A 21,152-nucleotide genomic window follows, 5' to 3' on the forward strand; every position below is an offset into this window, starting at 1 on the left:
ACAGGCACATCAGCATCTGGAGCATCGCGACTCCGGGGCTTCAGCGTTTTCTGGGCGGTGATGGTACCCGCTCATATGCACCGCATCCCCAGGGAAAGAGCGCGCGTGTTCGCGATCCAGCGCACGAATCGTGGGCCAGCATTCGTCATCCAGTAGCGCCTCCTCGAGGAGTTCCTCCGGTTTTTGCTGAGTTCCGCCGCGCCTTCGGGACACACTGCGGAGAAACCACCGTGGATGGACACATGAAGAAGCTCGCCATCGTCGTCGCCGGAGGCCCGGCCCCGGGCATCAACAGTGTGATTGGAGCGGCCACCATCCGCGCCCGTCTCTCGGGCGTCGAGGTGCTCGGCCTCCAGGATGGTTTCAAGTGGCTCTCCGAGGGGGACCTCTCCCACGTCGTGCCCCTCACCATCGAGGACACCAGCCGCATCCACTTCCGCGGCGGCTCGTACATCGGCATCTCCCGCGCCAACCCCACCCGCTCCCCCGAGCACCTCCAGCGCACGCTCGACGGCCTGGAGAAGCTCGACGTGGGCATGCTCATCACCGTCGGCGGGGATGGCACCGCCACCCTCGCGCAGATCATCTCGGAGAAGACCCGGGGCAAGATCCGCGTGGTCCACGTCCCCAAGACGATCGACAACGACATCGACCTGCCGGACGACACGAGCACCTTCGGTTTCCAGACCGCGCGCCACGTGGGCGTGGAGATCGTGAAGAACCTCATGGTCGACGCGAAGACCACCTCGCGCTGGTACTTCGTCATCGCCCAGGGCCGTAAGGCGGGGCACCTCGCCCTGGCGATCGGCAAGGCGGTGGGCGCCACCGTCACCGTCATCCCCGAGGAGTTCCGCGGCAAGCGCGTCTCGTTCGCCTCCGTGGTGGACATCCTCGCCGGTTCGGTCATCAAACGGCTGTCCTACGGCCGCACGGACGGCATCGCGCTCATCGCCGAGGGCCTCGCCGATTGCATCGACCCCGAGGATCTGGCCAAGCACACCGAGCTCCCCCGGGACCACATGGGCAACATCCACGTGGCGGAGATCAACCTGGGAGAGGTGCTGGAGAAGGGCGTGAAGGAGCGGCTCGCGGGCCTGGGCATCAAGGCCACGCTCATCCCCAAGTACATCGGCTACGAGGTGCGCTGCGCGGACCCCATCCCCTTCGACATGGAGTACACGCGAGATCTCGGCCACTGCGCGGCCCGCTACATCATCGAGGGCGGCACCGAGGCGGTGGTCTCCATGGTCAACGGGCGCTTCCACCCCATTTCCTTCGAGGCCATGAAGGACCCGGCCACGGGGCGGCCCCGGGTGCGGATGGTGGACGTCGACTCGGACCGCTACAAGATTGCCCGCAGCTTCATGCTGCGGCTCAAGCGGCAGGACTTCGACAAGCCGGAAGAGATGGCCCGGTTCGCCGCCGTCACCCAGCTCACGCCGGAGGCCTTCCGCGACCAGTTCTTCCACCTGGTGAAGGACGAGCCCCAGCTGGCACCCGACGTGGGGCTCGGCATCATCACCCACCCGGCGGAGCCCACGGGCGGCCCGACGCGCTGACCGGGATGCGCTCAGGACTCCGGGGAGACGTCCTCCCGGAGCGCGTACACGGGGAGGAGGAACCGGGTGACCAGGTTCACGCCGGCTCGGCTCAACGGGTGGCGGTGGGCACGGCGTCGGTGATGCGCAGGTGCCGGGGCTGGGCCTGGACGCGCTCGAACCAGGCGCGGATGGCGGGGTAGCGGCCCAGGTCGAACCGGCCCTCTTCCGCCACGTGCGTGTACGCGTACAGCGCGATGTCCGCGAGGCTGTAGCGCTCGCCCGCGAAGAAGGGACGCTTCTTCAGCTCGCCCTCCATGACGTCCAGGGCGGCATAGCCCTTCTGGATGCGCTCCTCGAGCTCGCGCTCCTTGCCGGGAGGGATTCCGAAGTAGGCGATCCACGCGCGAGCCACCGCGACATAGGGCTCGTGGCTGTACTGCTCGAAGAACATCCACTGGAGCATCCGCGCCCGCTCCAGCTTGTCCGAGGGCACGAACGGGGTGCCCTCGCCGAAGTACCAGAGGATGGCGTTGGACTCGGCGAGGAACACGCCCGGCTCGAGCTCCACGGTGGGCACCTTGGCGATGGGGTTCTTCGCCTTGAACTCCGCGGAGCGCGTGCCGCTGGCGCCGATGTCCGTCTCCACCGCCTCGAAGGGAAGGCCGAGGTGGTGGAGGAGCAGGCGGACCTTGTAGCAGTTGCCAGAGATGTGGGCCTGGTAGAGCTTCATCATGGGAACAAGCCTAGCCGATTCAGCTCGGAAGGCTTGGGCAGACCCATGAGCCGCAGGAGCGTGGGGGCGATGTCCGCGAGGATTCCGGGGCGCGGCTTCTGGCCGTGGAAGTCTACTCGCGGCGGGTGCGCGTCTTGTAGGTGAGCACGGGCGCGAGCGTCGCCACCACCCGGACGAGCCCCGCTTCCACCAGGTCCTGCACCACGCGGTCAATCGCCTTGTACGCGGGAGGCGCCTCCTCGAAGAGCAGGTCCCGGTCCTCGCAGATGACGTGGCTCTTGAAGGAGGTGCGGGTGAGGGCCTCGGGGGTGAAGCGCTCGCGCATCCGCTCGCGGGCACTGGTGCGCGTCCACTTGCGGCCCGCCCCGTGCGCCAGGCTGTGGGCATGGCCCGCGCCGTCACCCACGGGCAGCACGAGGTAGCTCAGCGAGCCACGGCTGCCGGGAATCACCACCGGCCCCTGGTCCGAGGGCGCCGCGCCCTTGCGGTGCAGCCAGCAGGTGTGGCCGTCGTACGGCTTGGGGGTGACGCTGTTGTGGCAGACGTCGAGCACCCGCCGCCCGCCCGCCGCAATCCCCTGCATCATCCGTCCGGCGAGGGTGGCGCGATTGGCCCGCGCCCAGGCCACGGCGTGGTCATGCCGCGCGAGGTAGCGCTTCGCCTCGTCCGAGTCCTCCGCGAGGCTGCCGGTGCCATGCCGGTCCACGTGCGCGCGCAGAATCGCCTCGCCGAGTCCCCGCGAGCCGGAGTGCACGAGCAGCAGGAGCCGGTCCGCCCCGAGCCCCAGCGAGGTGAAGGTCTCCGCGTCGTGCACGGCGTCCACGCGTTGCACCTCGGCGAAGTGGTTGCCGCCGCCCACGGTGCCCAGTGACGCCTCGAAGCCGCAGGGCTTCACGCCCATGCTGGCGAGCACCGCATCCGTGTCGCCCTCCCACGGTCCATCCAAATCCAACCGCGCCGCCCAGCGCTCCGGCTTCGCCTTGCGCGCGGGCAGGTCCAGCTCCCAGAGGCCCATCCCACAGCCGATGTCGTTGCCGACGAGGAAGGGATAGAAGACGCCCTCGGAGGCGAACGCGGCGCCCACCGGAGCTCCCTTGCCCGGGTGCAGGTCCGGCAGGCCCACCGCGGAGCGCATGCCGGGAAGTCGCGAGGCGGCCTCGAGCTGGCGGATGGCTTCACCCTCCACCCACGACTGGGGCGAGGCGATGACACGGACGTGGGCAGTGGGCGGGTTCATGCCCCCTCCGACGCGCGCCGCGTCCGCTGCCTGACGGGAGCCCCCAGGCCCCCGGCCGGCCGCCTATTTGTGGTAGGGCTCGCCCTTGAGGAGGGTGAAGGCGCGGTAGAGCTGCTCCACCAGCACCACGCGGGCCAGCCGGTGCGGCAGCGTCATCTTCGACAACGAGAGCACCAGGTCCGCGGACTGCCGCACCCGCTCGTCCAGGCCCTCGTCACCGCCGATGATGAGCAGCAGGTCCTTCGCGCCGTCCCGCGCGCGGCCCACGTAGCGGCTGAGCTCCACCGAGTCCAGCAGCTTGCCCCGCTCGTCGAGCGCCACCAGGAGGTCCTGCGGCTTGCGGCGGGCGAGGATGGCCTTGGCCTCGGTGGCCTTGGCGTCCCCGGCCTTGCCCTTCTTCCCACCCGCCTCGGGCAATTCAATCAGCTCGAAGCGGGTGTAGTGGGCCAGGCGCGAGGCGTACTCCTGGACCGCGGGCTCGTACAGGCCCGAGCGGTCCTTGCCGATGGAGAGGAGGCGGACCTTCAGGCCACCTTCTCCCGCGCCGCGTCGGCCCAGAGGCCCTCGAGGTCATAGTGGGAGCGCGCCTCGGTGAAGAAGAGGTGCGCCACCACCTCGCCGAAGTCCAGCAGCACCCACTGGCCCGTCTCCATGCCCTCGTGGCCGATGGGGCGCAAGTCCTCGGTCTGCTTGAGGGTGATGAGCACGTGCTCGGCCATGGCGGAGACCTGCCGGTCGCTCTCGCCCGAGGCCACCACGAAGTAGTCGGCGTAGGACGTCATCCCGCGCACATCGAGGATGACGACGTCCAGCGCCTTCTTGTCCGAGAGCAGGTTGCCAATCTTGCGCGCCAGCGCATGGGCGCGCGGGTTCTCCACCCGGGGCGAGGGCGCCGCGGCGGGAGTGAGCGCCTTCTTCTTGGTGGTCTTCTTGCGAGCGGGCAGCTTGCGCGCCGCGGCGCCCTTCTTGGCCGCCGTCTTCTTGCGGGCGGCCGGCGTCTTCGCCGCGCTCTTCTTCGCCGCTGTCTTCTTCTTCGTCGCTGTTTTCTTCGTTGCCATATGTGTCCTGGCAGGCACCCTAGCGCACCTGCCCCTGCCCGTGGATGACGTACTTCTGACTCGTCAGTTCTCGCAACCCCATGGGCCCAAAAGCGTGCAATCGACTGGTGGAAATCCCAATCTCCGCCCCCAGGCCCAGCTCGCCCCCGTCGTTGAAGCGCGTGGAGGCGTTCCACACCACCGCGCTCGCCTGGGCCTCCCGGGTGAAGCGCCCCGCCACCGCCGCGTCCGCCGTGACGATGGCCTCGGTGTGTTCGCTTCCGTACCGGGCGATGTGCCCCAGCGCCGCGTCCAGTCCGTCCACTACCCTCACCGCCAGGATGAGGTCCAGGAACTCCCGCCCCCAGTCCTCCTCCGTGGCCGGCTTCACCGCCACCCCGGCGCGCGAGAGCACCTCCACCGTGGCCGGGTCCCCGCGCAGCTCCACCCCCCGGGCCACCAGCTCCCGCCCGGCTTGTGGCAGGAACTTCCCGGCCACCGCGCGGTCCACCAGCAGGCACTCGGCGGCGTTGCACACCCCCGGACGGCTCGCCTTGGCGTTGAGGGTGATGCGCGTGGCCATGTCCAGGTCCGCCGCCGCGTGCACGTACACGTGGCACACGCCCTTGTAGTGCTTCACCACGGGAATGCGGGCGTTCTCCGCCACGAAGCGGATGAGCCCCTCGCCGCCCCGGGGAATGCACAAATCAATCAGGCCCTCCAGCTTGAGCAGCTCCAGCAGCGTCTCGCGCTCGCCCGGGGGCACCGGCTGGATGCACGCGGCCGGCAGCCCCGCCTCGGAGACGCCCGCCGCCAGCGCCGAGGCGATGGCCGCGTTGGAGCGCGCCGCCTCGCTGCCTCCACGCAGCAGCGCCGCGTTGCCGCTCTTGAGGCACAGCGCCGCCGCGTCGCTCGTCACGTTGGGGCGGGCTTCATAAATCATCAGCACCACCCCGAGCGGCAGCCGCACCTTGCTCACGTGCAGGCCGTTGGGCCGGTCCCACTCCTCCGTCACCTCACCCACCGGGTCCTTCAGGCCGGCCACCGCCTCCACCGCCTTCGCCATGGCCTCCACCCGCGCGGCATCCAGCAGCAGCCGGTCCAGGAAGGCTCCACCCTTGCCGGCGGCCCGAGCGGCGGCCATGTCCGCCTCGTTGGCGGCGAGGAGGGTGGGGGTGGCCTCGCGCAGGTGGCGGGCCATGAGGCGCAGGGCCTCCTCCTTCTGCCCGGTGGGCGCGGTGGCGAGCACACGGGAGGCCGCCCGGGCGGCTTCGGCGAGGGAGCGCACGTCTTCCTTGGCAACGGACATGACTCTCCTCTATCACCGCCTCATGAGCGACGCCCGGTTGGAACAGTTCAAGCAGATGGCCGCCGAGTTCCCCGATGCGCCCATGGCGCAGTTCTCCCTGGGCAAGGCATACCTGGAGCGCCGGCAGTACGCCGAGGCCGCCCAGGCCCTGGAGACGGCGGTGCGGTTGGATCCAGCGTACGCCGCGGCCATGGTGTCCCTGGGGGATGCCTACGCCGGGGCGGGGCAGACGCAGAAGGCCCGCGAGGTGCTCACCCGCGCCCGCGACACCGCGCTCGCCCAGAGCCACGCCAGCCTCGCCGAGGAGATCGACGAGCGCCTGTCCGGGCTGGACTGAGGTTGACTCCGGGAAGGCTGGAGGGCGGCCCATGCGGCTCGCTGGAGGTGCGCCATGTCTCCCCGTTTCGCGGGCCCGCGCCGTCCGCTCGGCGTGGCCCTCGTGGCCCTGGCCGCGCTCGTGCTCCTCGAGGGGTGTGCCACGGGCCATCCGCTCGGGAGCTTGAATAGCGGCATCGGGCTTCATTCGCGGACCTCCTCGTTGCGCCAGGAGCCTGGCGCTCGGTGGCCAGTGGGCACTCCCGCATCAGAGGAGGCGGGAGGCGCGGGCGGTTTTCCCGAGCCGGTGGTGGATGCCTTCCAGGTGGTGCAGGAGGCCAGCGGACTCAGGGAGGATGCCTGGCACCCGGTGGGCGCGGCGCTCTACCTGGAGCAGGCGCGTGAGCTCCTGGCCCGGCTGGCGAAGACGCGCGTGACACCGGGGAGCATCGCCCCGCGCCGGCTGCTGTCGTGGCTGCTGCGCGAGGCGCTCGAGGGCGGCGAGCGCGTGGAGTACGCCGATTTGAAGTGGCGTGCTGAGCGCTTCGGGTTCCTGGTGCTGGTGCGCCCGGATGGATACCTCGTGGCCGCGCTCACCGGCACGCCCCTCCAGCGCATGGGCGCCCTCGAACTCGTGAAGGGCGAGTGGAGGGTGGGCCGCCTCCGGGTGGGTGATGTCTACTTCTCACACGCGGGCGTCCTCTACCCGGTCACCGAGGCCCTGCGGCGCGCGGACGGCCCACCCATGGCCGAGTTGAGCCTGGGCAGAGACCCGCTCAATGCCGCGCTCGATGGAGCGCAGGACGCCATGACGGAGATGGCGGTGGCGCTGGCCGGCTCCATCCTCCACCCCATCCGCACCGTGGAGGACCTTTCGCAACTGCCCACCACGGTGGCGCTGCTCATCGCCTCCTCGCCCGAATACTTCGCGCGCTACGGCGCCATGTCCCACGAGGACCAGATACGCGAGGCGGCACGCCTGTCCACGCACGTGCTCGCATTGCTCGGGGGGGCGCGGGCCGCGGTGGGGGGCATCAGTGGACTGGGCGCGGAGCTGCCGGTGGTGTCGCTCACGGCCGAGGGCGAGCTGGTGCTGGGCGGAGCCGTGGTGGCGGGAGGCTCGACGGCTACCACGGTGAGCGTGGACCTCGGAGCCCTGTCCATCCTGCACATGGCGGGGAGCGGTCAGGGAAACAGCGGCGGTATGAGCGGCAAGGCGGGGAGTCCTGCCCAGACGGCCTCACCGCGGGGGCCCGGCAAGTGGACGTACAAGAAGCCCACCACCCGTTCCAAGGACTCGCTGGACTACCAGGAGCAGGTGTCGGGACGGCCCGCCTGGTGGGTGTACATGATTGGGGAGCTGGAGTTCGACGGCTTCAACGGAAAGGAGCTACTGGAGGCCAAGGGGCCTGGTTACTGCTCTTTCTTCAACCCGGATGGCATGCCCAAGTACTGGTACAAGAACTCCGGCAAGTTCGACCAGATGATGGAACAGGCCAGGAAACAATCACAGGCCGCCAAACAGTTGGGACTTCCAGTGGTCTGGCATGTCGCCGACGCCGAGGTCGCGCAGTTTCTTCGCAAGGAATTCAAGAGGAGAAACTTGAACAACACCTTCGTCCACCCTACGCCCGCGCGATAGAGGAGGAGCACGCATGCAGGAAGAGCCCGAGGACTATTACGTGGGGGCGTACTGGGGCCCGCGGAAGGAGACGGCACTGGAGTGTGCCCGGCGCACGGAGCTGTTCCTCCACATGCTGACGCGGTGTGACCCGTCCTTCACCCAGTGGTACCACGCGGGTCGTGGCTTCCCCCGCGAGCTGCCGGGTTGGCCTGTCCACCCGGAGGTGGCGGAACTGGAGAAGCTCCTCCTGAAGGGCAGGCACCGCACGGACGTTGGCAAGAAGGTCATCGAGGACATGGGCTTCGGCCGGATGATGTGGAATGCGAAGGAAGAGGCCACCAACCTCGACCTTTTCTGCGGTGCCTACTCTCCCTGGAGTAGTCCCAACTATTGCCTGCTCAAACCGCCCAGGCAGGGCGCGGTGAGGGAGCGACTCCTGTGCGAGCCGGTGCTCACCGAAGTGCTCACCAGCATGGCCACCGCGTGGGACCCCGACTACGCCATGGCCAGCTCCTCGGAGATGGTGGACCAGGTGGAGAAGGAGGGCGGCGAGGTGCGGGTGGGCTGGTTGACGTACCTCTCACGCCGCCTGGGCACGCTGCCGCCGCTGCCCGCGCCCGTGCGCATCGAGCCCGTGGGCGCACTGGGCTGGCTCCTCACTCTCTCCCCCGAGCCCATGACGGCGAGCAACCCCGAGCATGTGGCCTTCACCGTGCGCGTGCGCGAGCTGCTCGACCGCGCGGGCCTCATCGCGCGCCCGAAAGCCGAGCCCCTGGGCACATGAAGTGCGCTCGTGGCCGTGTCCCCGCTACGGCCGCCAGGTGAGGCCCACGCCCGCCACCTGGCGGAAGTAGAACAGCGCGTTGTTCGGCAGCCGGGTGCCGTACATCGCGTACGACAGCTCCAGGTCCACCTTCTCACTCACGGGACGGGCCAGCCGCAGCGACAGCGTGTTCTGCGCCTCGTCGTCCTCGAGCAGGATGATTTCCGGCGAGAGGTAGACGCCGTCCGGGTAGCGGTTGAGCCCCAACGTCCCCTGCGCCAGCAGCGTCAGCTTCCACGGCAGGCGCACCCCCGCGGTGGCGCTCAGCCGGTGGCGCTGCACCGACTCGCCGAAGCTGTTGGAGCTCGTCTCCTGGTACGTGTACGCCACCCCCAGCGTCAGCGGGCCCTTGTAGCTGTAGCCCACGCTCGCCAGGAGGGCGCCGTCCTCGCGCCGCCCCGTCCACGCGGGCGCGGTGTCCGGCGGGTAGCGCACCGACGCGGGGTAGCGGCGCGAGCCGTACTCGCCCGACACGCTGAGGGCATGCCGGCGCTCGAGGCGGTAGCGCGCGAGGAAGCCCAGCTCGGGGCTGCCGAAGCTGGCGGAGAAGTCCCGGCGGTAGAGGAAGCGGTGCGCTCCGGCGCGCACGCGCAGCGACAGCCGCGCGTCCGGGGCGTACTCGACGAAGGCCGAGGCCGCCAGGTCCGTGTACGCGCGGGTGCCGCCCCGCCTGTCCTTGGCCCGCCCCTCCACGCCCACCCCCAGCGACTCCCCCAGCGCCAGCGAGCCCTCCAGCGCCGCGGCCTGCACCAGCACGTCCTCGTCGGTGAAGCCCACGTACTTGCGGCCGCCTCCGTCGTAGCGGCCCACCAGCTGCCACCGGTCCGCCGTGTAGCGCGCCTCGCCCGCCGCGAGCAGGCCGAACACGAGGTCCGAGGTGTTCGTGCCCGCGCTGCCCTTGGTGAAGTCGCGCGGGGCGTTGCCGTCCACCATCATCCGGCCCGTCACGCGCAGCTGTCCCTCCACGTCGGCGGCATGCGCGCCACCGGCGAGCGCCAGGCTGGACACCACGAGCGCGGAGAGGAGCCGTTTCAACGGGCGCACCATACTCCCTACCCTGGCCGCATGCCCTGTCCACGAGAGGGCAGCCAGCCGGGCGGGGCGGTGGCTGCGCGCCCGGGCGGCCGGTAGATTCCCTCTCATGCGTCCCCCCTCCCTGCTCCCCGTGTGTGCCCTGCTGTCACTCGTGGCCTGCGCTCCCCCCACCTTCCTCGCCGAGGTGAAGGGCGAGACCACCATCCAGGCCGCCCCCTCCGGCGTCTTCACCCTGCTCGAGGCCTTCCCCGCCATCGGCAGCTTCTCCAGTCTGGACTTCGACCAGAACCAGGACTTCCAGAACCAGGGCGTCAGCAAGGACCAGGTGTCCTCCGCGAAGCTCCACTCCCTCCAGCTGAAAATCCTGTCGCCGGCCGACCAGGACTTCTCCTTCCTGGACACCGTCGAGTTCTACGCCAAGACGGGGGACCGCGAGGTGCTGGTGGCCTCCAAGCACAACATCTCCTCGCTGGGCCTCAAGGCGCCCAACCCCGTGCTGGACATGGAGCTGGAGGACGTGGAGCTGCAGCCCTTCCTCACCGCGCCCTCCATGAGCATCTCCGTGCGCGGCAAGGGCCGCCTGCCTTCCAAGGAGGTGCGCCTGCAGGCCGACGTGAAGCTGGACGTGCGGGTGGGGCTGAACTAGCGCAGCGCCTTCGCGCGGCGCTCCAGCGAGCCCGCACGGGAGTCCAGCTCGCGCGCGAGCGCCTCGAGCTGCTTCGCCTCCTGCTCCAGGCCCCGCAGGTCCTCCGGGTCCCCGCTGGCGAGCGCCTGCGCGCGCACCGTGCCCACCTGCGGCCGGCTGTCCGAGGCGCGGTAGGTGGTGGAGGAGGAGTCCTTGGTGTCCCCGGGAACCGGCGCGGGCGTGGGCGCCGGGGGCTCGCCGCCTCCTCCCGGCGTGCCACCGGACGCGGGAGGCGGCGACACGGAGTCCCCCGCACTCGAGAAGGACTCCTGCGGAGCGGGGAACAGGCTGCCGCGGCGCGGGGCGGGGTCCACCGAGATGGACTTCGTGGTGGAGTCGACGCGCAGGCGCAGGTGCCGGTCCTGCTCGTCGAACATGGACTCCTCGCCGAGGAAGTCGCTCATCCGCCGGTCCAGCTCGCGCTCCTCGCGCACCTCGGTGATGCGGGCGCGCAGGGCCAGCAGGCGCTGGCGCACCTTGTCCTCGGAGTCGCGCAGCGCGTCCGCCTGCTCCAGCAAATCCTCCGGGTCGTCGCTCGCCCGAGCCGGATTCAACGCCGGCACCCGCGAGGGCGGCAGCGCGGCCCGCACCGCGTCGCGCTCGGTGCGCAGGTCGCGCATGCGGGCAATCAGCTGCGCGCGGGCCTCGCGCTCCCCCGTGGCGTCCCAGGCCGCGCGCACCCGGGCCAGCTCTTCCGAGAGCGCCGCGTGCAGCGCGAGGTTGCGCCGCTCCACCTCGGTCTCGGCTACGGCGAGCGACTGCGCCAGCCCGGTGAGCTGGCCGGACAGCTCCTGCGAGCGCCGCAGCGCCGACTCCAATTCCGGGCCCGCCACCAGCCGGCCCTGCTGCTCGGACTTGAGCTGCTCGATGCGGCCGGCCAGCGTGTTCAGCTCCGAGCGCAGCGACTGCTGGTGCTCGCGCAACTCACGCACCTGGGCCCGTCCCGCCTGGGCCTCGATCCGCAGCGCGTCCAGCCCCGAGGCGGACCACGCGGGCCTGGCCAGGGCGAAGCACAGCAGGAGGGCGAGCAGGACGCGCTTCATGAATCCCCTCCCAGCAGCAAGCCGGATGCCAGGGCCGCGTGACGGCGGGCGTCGCCGTGGCCGGCAAAACCCGAGCGGTTCCGGGGGGTTCGGCCGTGCGTGGGCCGAGTGGGGGGAGGGGAGGGATGACGGAAAACCACGAGGGGGGCGGGGGGGCGGTGGATTTTCGAGACTGCCGCTTCTTTTTACAGCCGGGCGGAACGGCTCGCCACCACTGGCTAGGGGACAGCGGACGGACTGCAGCCCCACTGCGAGAAATCCTCGGTCACGGTGGCGCACATCCATCCCGGACCGCAGAAGTCGAGGTCCCTGGGGTCGCATTGGCGGTAGCAGGTGCTGGCGGTGCCGCTTGCCTTGCCGCAGACCTGGCCGGAGGGACAGCTGTCCGGCCGAAGCGGGTTGCAGACCCGGGCACACCAGGAGGTGGCGCGGTCTCCGAACAGGTTCATGTTGCAGCGCTCACCTTCGGCGCACGGGGTTTGAGGACAGGTTCCGGAGACCTGCCGCAGGCATTTGTAACTGGAATCATTGAGGCGCTTGCATTGCTGGCCCTGGGGGCACCCGAGCTTCTGGCAATCCGCGAGGCAGCCCGGACCGTCATGGCCCTCCGTGCAGGTGTAGCCACTCGGACAGCTCATGGGGTCATCGAGCTGGCAGGGCGCGGTACACGTCTGGTCCACGCACCGCAGGCCCTCGCGGCAGGTGGCGCGACGGGAACTGGTGACCGCGGTGCACGCCTCTCCCTCTTGCTGCACGCCCTCGGGCACGCAGCGGCGGATGACGGTGTCGGTGATTCCGGTGGAGACGGTGCGGCAGATGAAGCCGGGGAAGCAGTGCACGTCTTCGTCGCACTCGGAGGCCATGCACTCGAAGCGGCGCGTCTTCCAATCGGGCACGCACCCCTGTCCCCGTGGGCAGTCGCTGTCGGTCCAGCAGCTTCCGCATTTCAGGACCCCACCGTCCCGGGTGCAGCGCAGGGCAGAGGCGGGAAGCCCGTCCGGGCCGACGTCGTCGCGAGCGGCTGGCAGGGAAGTCCTGGCGGTGGTGGAGAAGCTGGCGGGAACCGTGTCTGGCTGTGAAAGGGATTGAAGCCTGGTGTCAGGAACCAGGGCTCGTGATGGGGTCGCACCCGCTGGGGATGAATCCTCCGTGCCAGCACCGGCTTCATCGCGGGGAGGGCTGTCGTGGGAGAGGGAGGCGGGGTCGGGACTTCTCGAAGGCGCCGGATGCTCACGGGGAGCAGGGGGTCTGTCAGCGTTCGGCGCTTGCGCGACGAGGGCGAGCCCCCAGAGGAGCAGAACGAGTGCTGCCCCGGACGCGGCCAGCATCATCCATCCCCGGGGTGTCTCGTGACGTCGCATGCGCCCTCCTCGACGCCGGGGTCACTGACAGGGGGTTTCCGCGACGCAGTACATGTATCCGCCATCCGAAGCGCAGCCGCAGGGATAGAGCTTGTAGCACTCGGGTCTCTGCGCGGAGGCAATCCCACCGACGAGGGCTCCCGCGACCCCGGCGGCCAGCAGCCAGTGGAACAGCATCTTCCTCTTGCGATTCATGGGCTCCCCCTGTGTCCAGGCTTCCCAGACACTGTGAAGGACCCGGACTGGGAGGGTCAAACGCGTGGCGGGTGGGAGCGGCGCGGGTTGTCGGCCGCGAAACTCCCGGCGCCCGCTGTGCTCAGGAGTCCTCGGGACGCTCGCCCTTGGAGATGAAGCCGTACTTCTCCAGCTTGTAGTAGAGCGCGGACGTCTTGATGCCGAGCAGCCGTGCCGTCTCCGTCTTCACCCCGCCGGCCTTTTCGTAGGAGCGGGCGATGAGCTGGCGCTCGAGGTCCTCGAGGATGTCGGGCAGGGGCCTGTCGCCCATGGGCACGGGCAGGCCCGCGTCGGTGCGGGGCGTGGTGCCGGTGAGGTGCGCGGGCAGGTCCGTCGCGGTGAGCGTCTCGCCCTCGGCGAAGACGAGCGACTGCTCGATGACGTTCTCCAGCTCGCGCACGTTGCCGGGCCACGCGTAGCGGGCGAGCGCGCGCAGGGTGTCCTCCTCCATGCCCTTCACGCGCTTGTTCACCCGCGGGGCGTGCTTGGCCACGAAGTGACGGGCCAGCGCGGTGATGTCCTCGGGGCGCTCGCGCAGGGGCGGAATCTGCAGGGGGACGATGTGCAGCCGGTAGTAGAGGTCCTCGCGGAAGCGGCCGGCCTTCACCTCGGCCTGGAGGTCGCGGTGGGTGGCGCTCACCACGCGCACGTCCACCTTGAGCGTCTCCTCGCCGCCCACGCGCTGAATCTCCTTCTCCTGCAGCACGCGCAGCAGCTTCGTCTGCACGGAGGAGGGGATTTCCCCAATCTCGTCGAGGAAGAGCGTGCCCCCGTCGGCGAGCTCGAAGCGGCCGAGCTTGCGCTTGATGGCCCCGGTGAAGGCGCCGCGCTCGTGGCCGAAGAGCTCGCTCTCCAGGAGCGTCTCGGCGAGCGCCGCGCAGTGCACGACGATGAAGGGCCCGTCCTTGCGCGGGGAGAGCTGGTGGAGCATGCGCGCCACGAGCTCCTTGCCGGTGCCGGACTCGCCGCGCACGAAGACGGTGGCGTCGCTGGCGGCGGCCTTGCGCACCATGGAGACGAGCTTCTGCATGGGCTCGCTGTCGCCCACCAGCAGGTTGCCGTGCGCGGAGGCTGCATCGGACTCGAGCGCCTCGGTGCGGGCGGACAGGCGCTCCACCTGGCGGCGCGTGGAGGACAGCTCCAGGCCCTTCTCCACCTTGGCGCGCAGCACGTCCGGGGTGAAGGGCTTGGTGATGAAGTCGTAGGCGCCCTGCTGCATGGCCTGCACGGCCGTCTCGATGGTGCCGAAGGCCGTCACCACCATGACGACGGCGGCCGGGTCCACGGACTTGAGCGTCCGCGTGACGGCCAGGCCGTCCATGTTGTCCATCTTCAGGTCGGTGACGACGAGATCGAAGGGCGTCTTCTTGTAGGCGGCGACGCCATCGGTCCCGGAGCGCGCGGCGGTGACGGTGTGGCCGGAGCGCGTGAGGGTGACAGCCATGCCCTCGCGGAGCGTGTCGTGGTCGTCGATGACGAGGATGCGGGCCATGGAGGCGCACCCTATATCGTCCTGGCACCTCGCGTCGAAGTGGGCACAATGGCGCGCCCATGAGCACCTCCCCGACCTCCCTGCACGAGCTGCTGGCCCACTACGTTCCCACCGACGACAAGGAGCGCGAGGATGTGGCGAGGATGCGGGTCTTCGCCTCGGAGCTCGAGCAGCCCTTCTCCCGGAATCAGGAGCGGGCGCACTTCACCGGCAGTGCGGTGGTGGTGGACCCGTCAGGCGAGCGCGTGGCGATGGTGCACCACGCGAAGGTGCGGCGGTGGTTGCAGCCGGGAGGGCACGCGGAGGAGGCGGACGCGGGCAGCATGGAGGCCACGGCGCTGCGCGAGGCCCGTGAGGAGACGGGGTGCCGGGTGCGGCTGCACGCGCGCGCGCCGAGGCCGTTGGACGTGGACGTCCACACGATTCCAGCGCGCAAGGCGGGCGACCGGGAGCACCTGCACCTGGACGTGCGCTACCTGGTGGTGGCCGAGAACCCGGAGGCGCTGGCGCACGACCCGGGCGAGTCCCTGGGCGCGCGGTGGCTGACGTGGGACGAGGCGCTGGCACAGGCGGCGGACGAGAAGGCGCTGTACCGACTGCTGCAGAAGGCCCGGGCCGTGGCGCGCGCGGGCTGAGCCTCAGGGGTCGAGTCCGAGCAGGTGCCAGTGGTGGAGCCAGGCGGCGAAGAGTGCCGCGGCCAGTGTGATTCCGGTGAGGAACATGCGTAGAGCGCGTGTTCCGGAGCCCTGCCACCACGCTCGCACGCTTCCGAGGAACGCCACCGGGGTGAGCACCGAGGCTCCGAGCGCGCACGCCAGCGAGGCCCTCAGCAGCCAGGGCGTGTCGCCGTAGTCGAGCTCGACGCGGTGGCGCACCAGCAGGGTGAAGCCGGTGAGGAAGAGCAGGTGCAGCAGGCCGATGACCGCCAGCAACCCCGTGGCCGGGCTCCGATGGACGAGTCCTCCCAGCACGGCCAGCGCGAAGAGCGCGGCGCACACGGCGAGCAGCCCGTAGGTAAAGACAGACGTCTCGTCCCAGGACACCCGCTCGTACGCCGCCGTGGGCCTGTTCTCGAGGAACAGGTGCGTGATGTTTCCCCGTGCGTCCTCGCGGAAGGCCACGCGCTCCGGTGAGGCCGGGTCCTCGGCGGGACGGAACAGCAGCGGCTCCACTTCCACCCAGTGCCGCGGTGCACTCCCGGGCTCCTGGATGAGCAGGGTGCCATCTCGTCCGTCACGCACGCGGACTTCCTGTCGCCAACCCAGCGAGGCCTCCGCCGTGGTGTAGGCCCTCCACGTCGTCTGGTAGCCGCCCACGAATCGTGCCGCCCTTTCGGCGAAGTCCTTCGTGGGCGCGGGCACGCTGGACGGCGGGGCAGGGGAGACCTGGTCGAGCACGGCGCGCAGCAGCTCCATCCGCGCCCGCTGCGCACCGTCCTTTTCCCCGGGGCCGTTGTACGAGACGAACAGCCCCAGTCCCCGCTCGGGCAGCAGCACCAGCAGCGAGTGGAAGAGATACGCGTCCCCCGTGTGCCCGATGAGCCGCTGGCCATTGAGGTGGAGCTCCATGAAGCCGTGGGCCCACCCGCTCAGCCGGGCGTCATGCGTGAAGTGCTGGCGATGCATCCGCCGCACTGTCTCCTCTCGCAGGATGCGGTGGCCCTCGTACTGCCCGCCCTCGAGGTGCGCGAGCATGAACCTCGCCACGTCCGTGGCCGTCGTGAGCATCGAGCCGCTGGAGGCCACCATCACCTGCGCCAGGGGCCTCGCGCGCGGGCTCCCGTTCTCCAGCGAGTGCCCGAGCGCCACGTCGGCCGCGAGCTCCGGCGGCACCGTCCTGCGGAAGAGGCTGCGGCTCATCCCCAGCGGCCCGAGCACGTTCTCCCGGAGGTACTGCTCGAAGGGTCGGCCCGAGACCCGCTCGACGATGTGCTCGGCGAGGCTCGTCCCGTAGTCGGAGTACGCCGAGAGCTCGCCCGGTGGCCGCACCTGCACGGGCCTGCGCTCCTTCACGTACGCGGCCAGTGTGCCGGGCGGTGGGCCCTCGGGCCAGAGGCGCTCGGGCACCTCGAAGCCTCCCGCGTGTGCCATCAGGTGCGCGAGCGTGAGGGGCTTCGTATGCGTCATGGGGATTCGCTCGTCCCCGAGGTACGTGTTGACGTCCGCGTCCAGATCGAGCCGTCCGCGCTCGGCGAGCTGCATCACCGCCGTCCAGACGAACAGCTTGCCCACGGAGGCCACGCGGAACAGCGTCTGGTCCGCCACCACGGGCGTGGAGTGCTCCGCGTCCGCCTCGCCGTAGCCCCGGGCCAGCACCACGCGCCCGTCCCGCACCACCGCCACCGTCGCTCCGGGAATCCGGTGCTCCGCGAGCTGCCGGGTAACCAGGCGCTCGACGAGCGGCTCCAGTGCCGTGGGCTCCTCACCGCGCGGAGCCTCCGCCCACGCCGGTGCCGTCAGGGCGAGCACGAGCACCAGGACGGGCAGGCTCGACAGGACTCCGGACGGCGGGGACGGCATTCCAGCGGTGTAGCGGACTTCCCCTGTGGATGGAAACGGGCCCCCAGCGCGTCGGAATGTGGACGGCGCGTCCTGCCCCGAGGGACGAGAGTCACGCTCTGGCCCTTCTTCTCCTGGCCCCGGCTCGTCCTGGCCGCTAACAAGGCGGCGCCACACGGGCGTCCGGTCCATCCGGCGTCCGTATTCACAGGAGGACTGTCATGGAGCAGAGGTCACTCGGAAAGCAGGGGCTGAAGGTCTCCGCCCAGGGCCTGGGCTGCATGGGAATGAGCGAGTTCTACGGCGCCGGTGACGAGAAGGAGTCCATCTCCGTCATCCACCGCGCGCTGGAGCTGGGGGTGAACTTCCTCGACACCGCGGACATGTACGGGCCCTTCACCAACGAGAAGCTTGTGGGCAAGGCCATCGCCGACCGGCGCGACAAGGTCGTCCTCGCCACCAAGTTCGGCAACGTGCGCGGCGAGGACGGCTCCTTCCTCGGCATCAGCGGCAAGCCCGACTACGTGCGCAAGGCGTGTGAGGCCTCGCTCAAGCGGCTCGGCGTCGAGCACATCGACCTGTATTACCAGCACCGCGTGGACACCACCGTCCCCATCGAGGACACCGTCGGCGCCATGGCCGAGCTCGTCAAGCAGGGCAAGGTCCGCTACCTCGGCCTGTCCGAGGCCGCCCCCGACACCATCCGCCGCGCCCACGAGGTGCACCCCATCTCCGCCCTCCAGTCCGAGTACTCGCTCTGGAGCAGGGATCCCGAGGACGACGTGCTCCCCACCGTGCGCGAGCTGGGCATCGGCTTCGTCGCCTACAGCCCGCTGGGCCGCGGCTTCCTCACCGGCCGCTACCGCCGCTTCGAGGACTTCGAGGCCAATGACTACCGCCGCAACAACCCGCGCTTCCAGGGCGAGAACTTCACCAAGAACCTCCAGCTCGTGGAGAAGATCAACGAGCTGGCCGCCCGCAAGAAGGTGAAGGCCTCGCAGCTCGCGCTCGCCTGGGTCATGGCCCGCGGACAGGACATCGTTCCCATCCCCGGCACCAAGCACCAGAAGTACCTCGAGGAGAACATCGCCGCGGCCAACGTCCGCCTCTCCCCCGAGGACTTGAAGGAGATCGACGCCATCGCTCCCAAGGGCGTGGCCGCCGGCACCCGCTACCCCGAGGCCGGCATGAAGGCCATCCACCGCTGAGCTGGGTCCTCCGAGGTGGTTTCTCAGGCCGCCGTGTTGGGGAAGTGCGGGTTCTCGATGAGCCCGAACACGTTGCCGAACGGATCCTTCACGGCGGCCACCCGGATGCCCCCGCCCACGTCGTGCACGGGGCTCGCGGGCTCGGCGCCCAGCTTCATCAGGCGCTCCCAGGCCTTGTCCGCGTTCTCCACGCCCCAGTAGGCCACCGGGCCTCCCGCGCCCGGCTTCGCCGACGAGGTGTCCGGATCGAGCCCCAGCTCGAAGCCCCCCACGTTGAAGCCCACGTAGAAGGGCTCGTCGAAGTACGGCGCGACGCCGAGTACCTGGGTGTACCAGGCCTTGGCCTTCGCCAGGTCCGTGACGGGGTAGAGGGCGGTGCGCAGTCCGAGAAAGGGAGCAGGGGTGGTCATGTCCAGCACCCTAGTTCTCCCGGACGGCACAGGGGAGAACCTGTTGGCTCCGGTCCCCTCACCCCGACCCTCTCCCGGAGGGCGAGGGGATTTGTCTCCGCTTGGAGGTGTCTTCGCCTGGCGGTGTTTCCCGGGTTCAGGCGCTGGGGAGGGGGGGCGGGGTAGGGGCCCGGCGCGGCAGCCGCACCGTGAAGCGCGTGCCTTCTCCCGCTCGCGACGACACCGTGATGCCGCCTCCGTGCGCCAGCACCAGCTGCCTCGTGATGTAGAGCCCCAGTCCCACGCTGCCCGCTCCGCTCCCCGCGTGCCGGCCTCGCCGGAAGGGCTCGAAGAGGCCGGGCAGCACCGCGTTCTCGATGGCCTCTCCCTCGTTGTGCACCTCGAACAACACCTCTCCCGCCTCGCCCCGGCAGCTCACCCTCACCTGCGTGTCCGGCGGGCTGTGCTGGAGCGCGTTGCCCACCAGGTTGCCGAGCACCTGTGCGAGCCGGTCTCCATCCCACTCGCCTCCGCCCTCGCCCTCCAGCGTCATCGTCAGCTCGCGCTCCGGGTGGCTCGCGGCCACCTCTTCCACCACGCCCCGCGCCAGCTCGAAGAGGTCCATCTTCTTGCGGTCCACCGGGATGCCTCCGCCCAGCCGCGCCTGGCTGAAGTCCAGCAGGTCGCGGATGAGGCGCGTGGCCCGGTCCGCCGCGGAGATGATGCGCGTGAGGCTCTTGCTCTGCCGCTCGTCCAAGCCCTCGCGCGCCAGCAACATGGAAGCCGAGATGCGGATGACGCTCAGCGGGTTGCGCAGATCGTGGCTGACGATGCCCAGGATCTGCCGCTCGAAGTCGGCGAGCTGGCGCGCCTCGGCCTCCTGCTGCTTCTGCGCGGTGATGTCCACGCAGGCGCCCGTCATGTAGAGCGGCCGTCCGTTCGCGTCCACGAACGTCTTGCCCTTGGTGCTCAGCCAGTGCACGCGCCCGTCCGGCCACACCACCCGGAAGTCCATCTCGAAGTCCGCGCCCTCGCGCGCGCAGGCCTCGTTGCGGCGCTCCACCTCGGCCCGGTCCTCCGGGTGCACCAGCGGCAGCACGTCCTCCATCGTCTGCACCGTGCGCCCCGGTGGCAGCCCGTAGAGCTGGTCCAGGTTCTCGTCCCACTCCAGCGAGCCGGTGCGCAGGTCCCACCGGAAGGTGCCGGTACCGCTCGCCCACAGGGCCGCGCGCAACCGCTCGTCGCGCTCCTGCAGCGTGGCCTCCATCCGCTCGCGGTCCACCAGCAAGTCGCGCAGCTGCGTCTCGCTCTCCTCGGCGGCGGCGCGCGCCTGCTGCGCGGACTCGTAGAGCCGGGCGCGCTCGAGCGCCTGTGCTCCCTGCCGGGCCAGGGCGAGGAAGAACTCCTGCTCGTCGGGCTGCAGGGTGCGCGGCCCCGAGAAGTGCACCACCAGGGCCCCCATCACGCTCCGGCTGCCACGCAGGGGCATCACCGCCGAGGCCTCGAAGGGCAGCTTCAGCGCGGCGAGCGCGGGGTAGCGCCGGGCGCTCTCCTGGAAGTTGTCACAGGTGACGAGCCGGTCGTGGCGCACCGCCTCCACCATCGGCAGGGGCGCGTCGAGTGGAATCCGCTCGAGGCCCCGCATCAGCTCCCGCAGCTGCGAGGTGCTGCCCGCCAGCTCCAGGGCCTGGCCGTCCTCGGACACCAGCCACAGCGTTCCCGCCTGCCCATCCAGTGCGCTCACCCCCTGGGTGACGATGACGTCCATCACCTGCCGGGGCGTGGGGGCCTCGGAGAGCGCGGCGGTGACGGCCTGCAGGCGTGAAATCCGCTCCTGGGCCCGCCGCTGATCGTCGATGTCCGCGTTGGTGCCGAACCAGCGCACGACGCGGCCGCTCGCGTCCCGCATGGGCAGGGCCCGCATGAGGTGCCAGCGCCAGGTGCCGCCCACGCGCCACAGACGGGCCTCCACCTCGTAGGGCTCGCCGGTGCGCAGGCTGTGCTGCCAGCGCTCCATCAACCGCGGCAGATCCTCCGGGTGCACGGCCCGGGTCCACTGCGTGGGGTCTCCCGGGGTGATGCCCGTGTCCTGGTAGCCGCGGCGGCTGATGTAGTCCAACGCCCCGTCGGGCCGGCTCGTCCAGATGGTGTGCGGCAGCACCTCGGCCAGCGTGCGGTACTGCTGCTGCACCTCGTGCAGGCGCAACGTCTGCCGCAGCAGGTGCTCCAGCCGCTCCGGGGTGAGCGCCGCCTTGCCCAGGTAGTCGGTGGCGCCCGCCTTCATCAGCTCCACGGCGATGTGCTCGTCGCCCTGGCCGGTGAGCATGATGATGGGCGTCTCCACCAGGGCGGCACGCGCCTCGCGCAGCACCTGGAGCCCGTCCCGGCCCGGCATCTGGAAGTCGAGCAGGGCGCAGTCGAACGTCTGCTCCAGCAGGGCGGCGAGCGCGGACGCTCCATCCCCCACCTCGACGAGCTGTGCGTTCACCCCCGCCTTGAGCAGGGCGCGCCGCACGGCGAGCCGGTCCACTTCATCATCATCCGCCACCAGCAGGCGCAGCGGTTGGTCCCCCATGTGCTCCTCGGCC

Annotated in this window: 20 protein-coding genes; 7 read left to right on the top strand and 13 right to left on the bottom strand. The window is 70.3% G+C overall.

Annotated features, from left to right (window positions below; translation table 11 throughout):
* Nucleotides 1-242 precede the first annotated feature (242 nt).
* Entirely contained in the window at nt 243-1,559 is a 1,317-nt protein-coding gene (pfp, locus tag ACJ8AN_RS22990) for a diphosphate--fructose-6-phosphate 1-phosphotransferase (RefSeq protein ID WP_407757584.1), read from the top strand.
* 91 nt (nt 1,560-1,650) lie between these two features.
* On the opposite strand, the gene ACJ8AN_RS22995 is transcribed toward pfp, so the two are convergent.
* From ACJ8AN_RS22995 to ACJ8AN_RS23015, 5 genes are all read right to left on the bottom strand, one after another.
* The gene (locus ACJ8AN_RS22995; RefSeq protein WP_407757585.1) at nt 1,651-2,274 is read right to left on the bottom strand and encodes a glutathione S-transferase family protein; all 624 of its coding nucleotides are present in this window, start codon (nt 2,272-2,274) and stop codon (nt 1,651-1,653) included.
* Nucleotides 2,275-2,386: 112 nt separating this feature from the next.
* On the bottom strand, nt 2,387-3,511 hold the full coding sequence (locus ACJ8AN_RS23000) for an RNA ligase RtcB family protein (protein ID WP_407757586.1): 1,125 nt from the start codon (nt 3,509-3,511) through the stop codon (nt 2,387-2,389).
* A 63-nt stretch (nt 3,512-3,574) separates the two neighbouring features.
* Nucleotides 3,575-4,039 carry a 23S rRNA (pseudouridine(1915)-N(3))-methyltransferase RlmH gene (locus tag ACJ8AN_RS23005; protein ID WP_407757662.1) on the bottom strand — a complete coding sequence of 155 codons (465 nt, stop codon included), beginning with the start codon at nt 4,037-4,039 and terminating at the stop codon, nt 3,575-3,577.
* Entirely contained in the window at nt 4,036-4,569 is a 534-nt protein-coding gene (gene rsfS / locus ACJ8AN_RS23010; protein ID WP_407757587.1) for a ribosome silencing factor, read from the bottom strand. The genes ACJ8AN_RS23005 and rsfS overlap by 4 nt, the downstream gene beginning before the upstream one ends.
* Nucleotides 4,570-4,588: 19 nt before the next feature.
* Entirely contained in the window at nt 4,589-5,857 is a 1,269-nt protein-coding gene (locus ACJ8AN_RS23015; RefSeq protein WP_407757588.1) for a glutamate-5-semialdehyde dehydrogenase, read from the bottom strand.
* On the opposite strand from ACJ8AN_RS23015, the gene ACJ8AN_RS23020 reads away from it, so the two are divergent.
* The 3 genes from ACJ8AN_RS23020 to ACJ8AN_RS23030 are packed head-to-tail and all read left to right on the top strand — an operon-like array spanning nt 5,856 to nt 8,580.
* A complete protein-coding gene (locus ACJ8AN_RS23020; protein WP_407757589.1) occupies nt 5,856-6,194 on the top strand; it encodes a tetratricopeptide repeat protein in 339 nt (112 codons plus the stop codon). The two genes, ACJ8AN_RS23015 and ACJ8AN_RS23020, sit on opposite strands and share 2 nt — an antisense overlap.
* Nucleotides 6,195-6,248: 54 nt before the next feature.
* The gene (locus ACJ8AN_RS23025) at nt 6,249-7,814 is read left to right on the top strand and encodes a Tox-REase-5 domain-containing protein (RefSeq protein WP_407757590.1); all 1,566 of its coding nucleotides are present in this window, start codon (nt 6,249-6,251) and stop codon (nt 7,812-7,814) included.
* 13 nt (nt 7,815-7,827) lie between these two features.
* The gene (locus tag ACJ8AN_RS23030; protein WP_407757591.1) at nt 7,828-8,580 is read left to right on the top strand and encodes an Imm52 family immunity protein; all 753 of its coding nucleotides are present in this window, start codon (nt 7,828-7,830) and stop codon (nt 8,578-8,580) included.
* A 24-nt stretch (nt 8,581-8,604) separates the two neighbouring features.
* Here ACJ8AN_RS23030 and ACJ8AN_RS23035 read toward each other — a convergent pair whose 3' ends face one another.
* Nucleotides 8,605-9,663, bottom strand: a complete 1,059-nt coding sequence (locus tag ACJ8AN_RS23035; RefSeq protein WP_407757663.1) for a hypothetical protein — start codon at nt 9,661-9,663, stop codon at nt 8,605-8,607.
* A 97-nt stretch (nt 9,664-9,760) separates the two neighbouring features.
* Between ACJ8AN_RS23035 and ACJ8AN_RS23040 the strand changes: the two genes are divergently transcribed.
* Nucleotides 9,761-10,300, top strand: coding sequence for a hypothetical protein (locus ACJ8AN_RS23040; protein WP_407757592.1), 540 nt, complete (start codon nt 9,761-9,763; stop codon nt 10,298-10,300).
* On the opposite strand, the gene ACJ8AN_RS23045 is transcribed toward ACJ8AN_RS23040, so the two are convergent.
* The 4 genes from ACJ8AN_RS23045 to ACJ8AN_RS23060 all read right to left on the bottom strand — a co-directional run bounded on the left by ACJ8AN_RS23045 (nt 10,297) and on the right by ACJ8AN_RS23060 (nt 14,469).
* Nucleotides 10,297-11,382 carry a TetR family transcriptional regulator gene (locus ACJ8AN_RS23045; protein WP_407757593.1) on the bottom strand — a complete coding sequence of 362 codons (1,086 nt, stop codon included), beginning with the start codon at nt 11,380-11,382 and terminating at the stop codon, nt 10,297-10,299. The two genes, ACJ8AN_RS23040 and ACJ8AN_RS23045, sit on opposite strands and share 4 nt — an antisense overlap.
* Nucleotides 11,383-11,600: 218 nt before the next feature.
* Entirely contained in the window at nt 11,601-12,278 is a 678-nt protein-coding gene (locus ACJ8AN_RS23050) for a hypothetical protein (protein ID WP_407757594.1), read from the bottom strand.
* Between the two features lie 486 nt (nt 12,279-12,764).
* Nucleotides 12,765-12,938 (bottom strand): hypothetical protein, encoded by a 174-nt coding sequence (locus ACJ8AN_RS23055; RefSeq protein ID WP_407757595.1) that lies wholly within the window; start codon nt 12,936-12,938, stop codon nt 12,765-12,767.
* Between the two features lie 121 nt (nt 12,939-13,059).
* Entirely contained in the window at nt 13,060-14,469 is a 1,410-nt protein-coding gene (locus ACJ8AN_RS23060) for a sigma-54-dependent transcriptional regulator (RefSeq protein WP_407757596.1), read from the bottom strand.
* A gap of 59 nt (nt 14,470-14,528) precedes the next feature.
* On the opposite strand from ACJ8AN_RS23060, the gene ACJ8AN_RS23065 reads away from it, so the two are divergent.
* On the top strand, nt 14,529-15,104 hold the full coding sequence (locus tag ACJ8AN_RS23065; protein WP_407757597.1) for an NUDIX hydrolase: 576 nt from the start codon (nt 14,529-14,531) through the stop codon (nt 15,102-15,104).
* A 3-nt stretch (nt 15,105-15,107) separates the two neighbouring features.
* Here the strand turns inward: ACJ8AN_RS23065 and ACJ8AN_RS23070 are convergent, their stop codons facing one another.
* Nucleotides 15,108-16,988: a serine hydrolase domain-containing protein gene (locus ACJ8AN_RS23070; protein ID WP_407757598.1), complete on the bottom strand. Its 1,881-nt coding sequence runs from the start codon at nt 16,986-16,988 to the stop codon at nt 15,108-15,110.
* Nucleotides 16,989-17,188: 200 nt separating this feature from the next.
* On the opposite strand from ACJ8AN_RS23070, the gene ACJ8AN_RS23075 reads away from it, so the two are divergent.
* A complete protein-coding gene (locus tag ACJ8AN_RS23075; protein ID WP_407757599.1) occupies nt 17,189-18,175 on the top strand; it encodes an aldo/keto reductase in 987 nt (328 codons plus the stop codon).
* Between the two features lie 23 nt (nt 18,176-18,198).
* Here the strand turns inward: ACJ8AN_RS23075 and ACJ8AN_RS23080 are convergent, their stop codons facing one another.
* On the bottom strand, nt 18,199-18,585 hold the full coding sequence (locus ACJ8AN_RS23080; protein ID WP_407757600.1) for a VOC family protein: 387 nt from the start codon (nt 18,583-18,585) through the stop codon (nt 18,199-18,201).
* Between the two features lie 136 nt (nt 18,586-18,721).
* Nucleotides 18,722-21,139 (bottom strand): PAS domain-containing protein, encoded by a 2,418-nt coding sequence (locus ACJ8AN_RS23085; RefSeq protein ID WP_407757601.1) that lies wholly within the window; start codon nt 21,137-21,139, stop codon nt 18,722-18,724.
* Between the last annotated feature and the right edge of the window lie 13 nt (nt 21,140-21,152).

The organism is Archangium sp. (assembly GCF_045802675.1).
Classification (GTDB): domain Bacteria; phylum Myxococcota; class Myxococcia; order Myxococcales; family Myxococcaceae; genus Archangium.

Coding starts and splice junctions, on each gene's coding strand:
- ACJ8AN_RS23085 (WP_407757601.1), bottom strand. CDS start 21,139: ATGGGGGACCAACCGCTGCGCCTGCTGGTGGCGGATGATGATGAAGTG.
- ACJ8AN_RS23040 (WP_407757592.1), top strand. CDS start 9,761: ATGCGTCCCCCCTCCCTGCTCCCCGTGTGTGCCCTGCTGTCACTCGTG.
- rsfS (WP_407757587.1), bottom strand. CDS start 4,569: ATGGCAACGAAGAAAACAGCGACGAAGAAGAAGACAGCGGCGAAGAAG.
- ACJ8AN_RS23000 (WP_407757586.1), bottom strand. CDS start 3,511: ATGAACCCGCCCACTGCCCACGTCCGTGTCATCGCCTCGCCCCAGTCG.
- ACJ8AN_RS23045 (WP_407757593.1), bottom strand. CDS start 11,382: ATGAAGCGCGTCCTGCTCGCCCTCCTGCTGTGCTTCGCCCTGGCCAGG.
- pfp (WP_407757584.1), top strand. CDS start 243: ATGAAGAAGCTCGCCATCGTCGTCGCCGGAGGCCCGGCCCCGGGCATC.
- ACJ8AN_RS23080 (WP_407757600.1), bottom strand. CDS start 18,585: ATGACCACCCCTGCTCCCTTTCTCGGACTGCGCACCGCCCTCTACCCC.
- ACJ8AN_RS23015 (WP_407757588.1), bottom strand. CDS start 5,857: ATGTCCGTTGCCAAGGAAGACGTGCGCTCCCTCGCCGAAGCCGCCCGG.
- ACJ8AN_RS23020 (WP_407757589.1), top strand. CDS start 5,856: ATGACTCTCCTCTATCACCGCCTCATGAGCGACGCCCGGTTGGAACAG.
- ACJ8AN_RS23070 (WP_407757598.1), bottom strand. CDS start 16,988: ATGCCGTCCCCGCCGTCCGGAGTCCTGTCGAGCCTGCCCGTCCTGGTG.
- ACJ8AN_RS23055 (WP_407757595.1), bottom strand. CDS start 12,938: ATGAATCGCAAGAGGAAGATGCTGTTCCACTGGCTGCTGGCCGCCGGG.
- ACJ8AN_RS23030 (WP_407757591.1), top strand. CDS start 7,828: ATGCAGGAAGAGCCCGAGGACTATTACGTGGGGGCGTACTGGGGCCCG.
- ACJ8AN_RS23065 (WP_407757597.1), top strand. CDS start 14,529: ATGAGCACCTCCCCGACCTCCCTGCACGAGCTGCTGGCCCACTACGTT.
- ACJ8AN_RS23075 (WP_407757599.1), top strand. CDS start 17,189: ATGGAGCAGAGGTCACTCGGAAAGCAGGGGCTGAAGGTCTCCGCCCAG.
- ACJ8AN_RS23060 (WP_407757596.1), bottom strand. CDS start 14,469: ATGGCCCGCATCCTCGTCATCGACGACCACGACACGCTCCGCGAGGGC.
- ACJ8AN_RS23025 (WP_407757590.1), top strand. CDS start 6,249: ATGTCTCCCCGTTTCGCGGGCCCGCGCCGTCCGCTCGGCGTGGCCCTC.
- ACJ8AN_RS22995 (WP_407757585.1), bottom strand. CDS start 2,274: ATGATGAAGCTCTACCAGGCCCACATCTCTGGCAACTGCTACAAGGTC.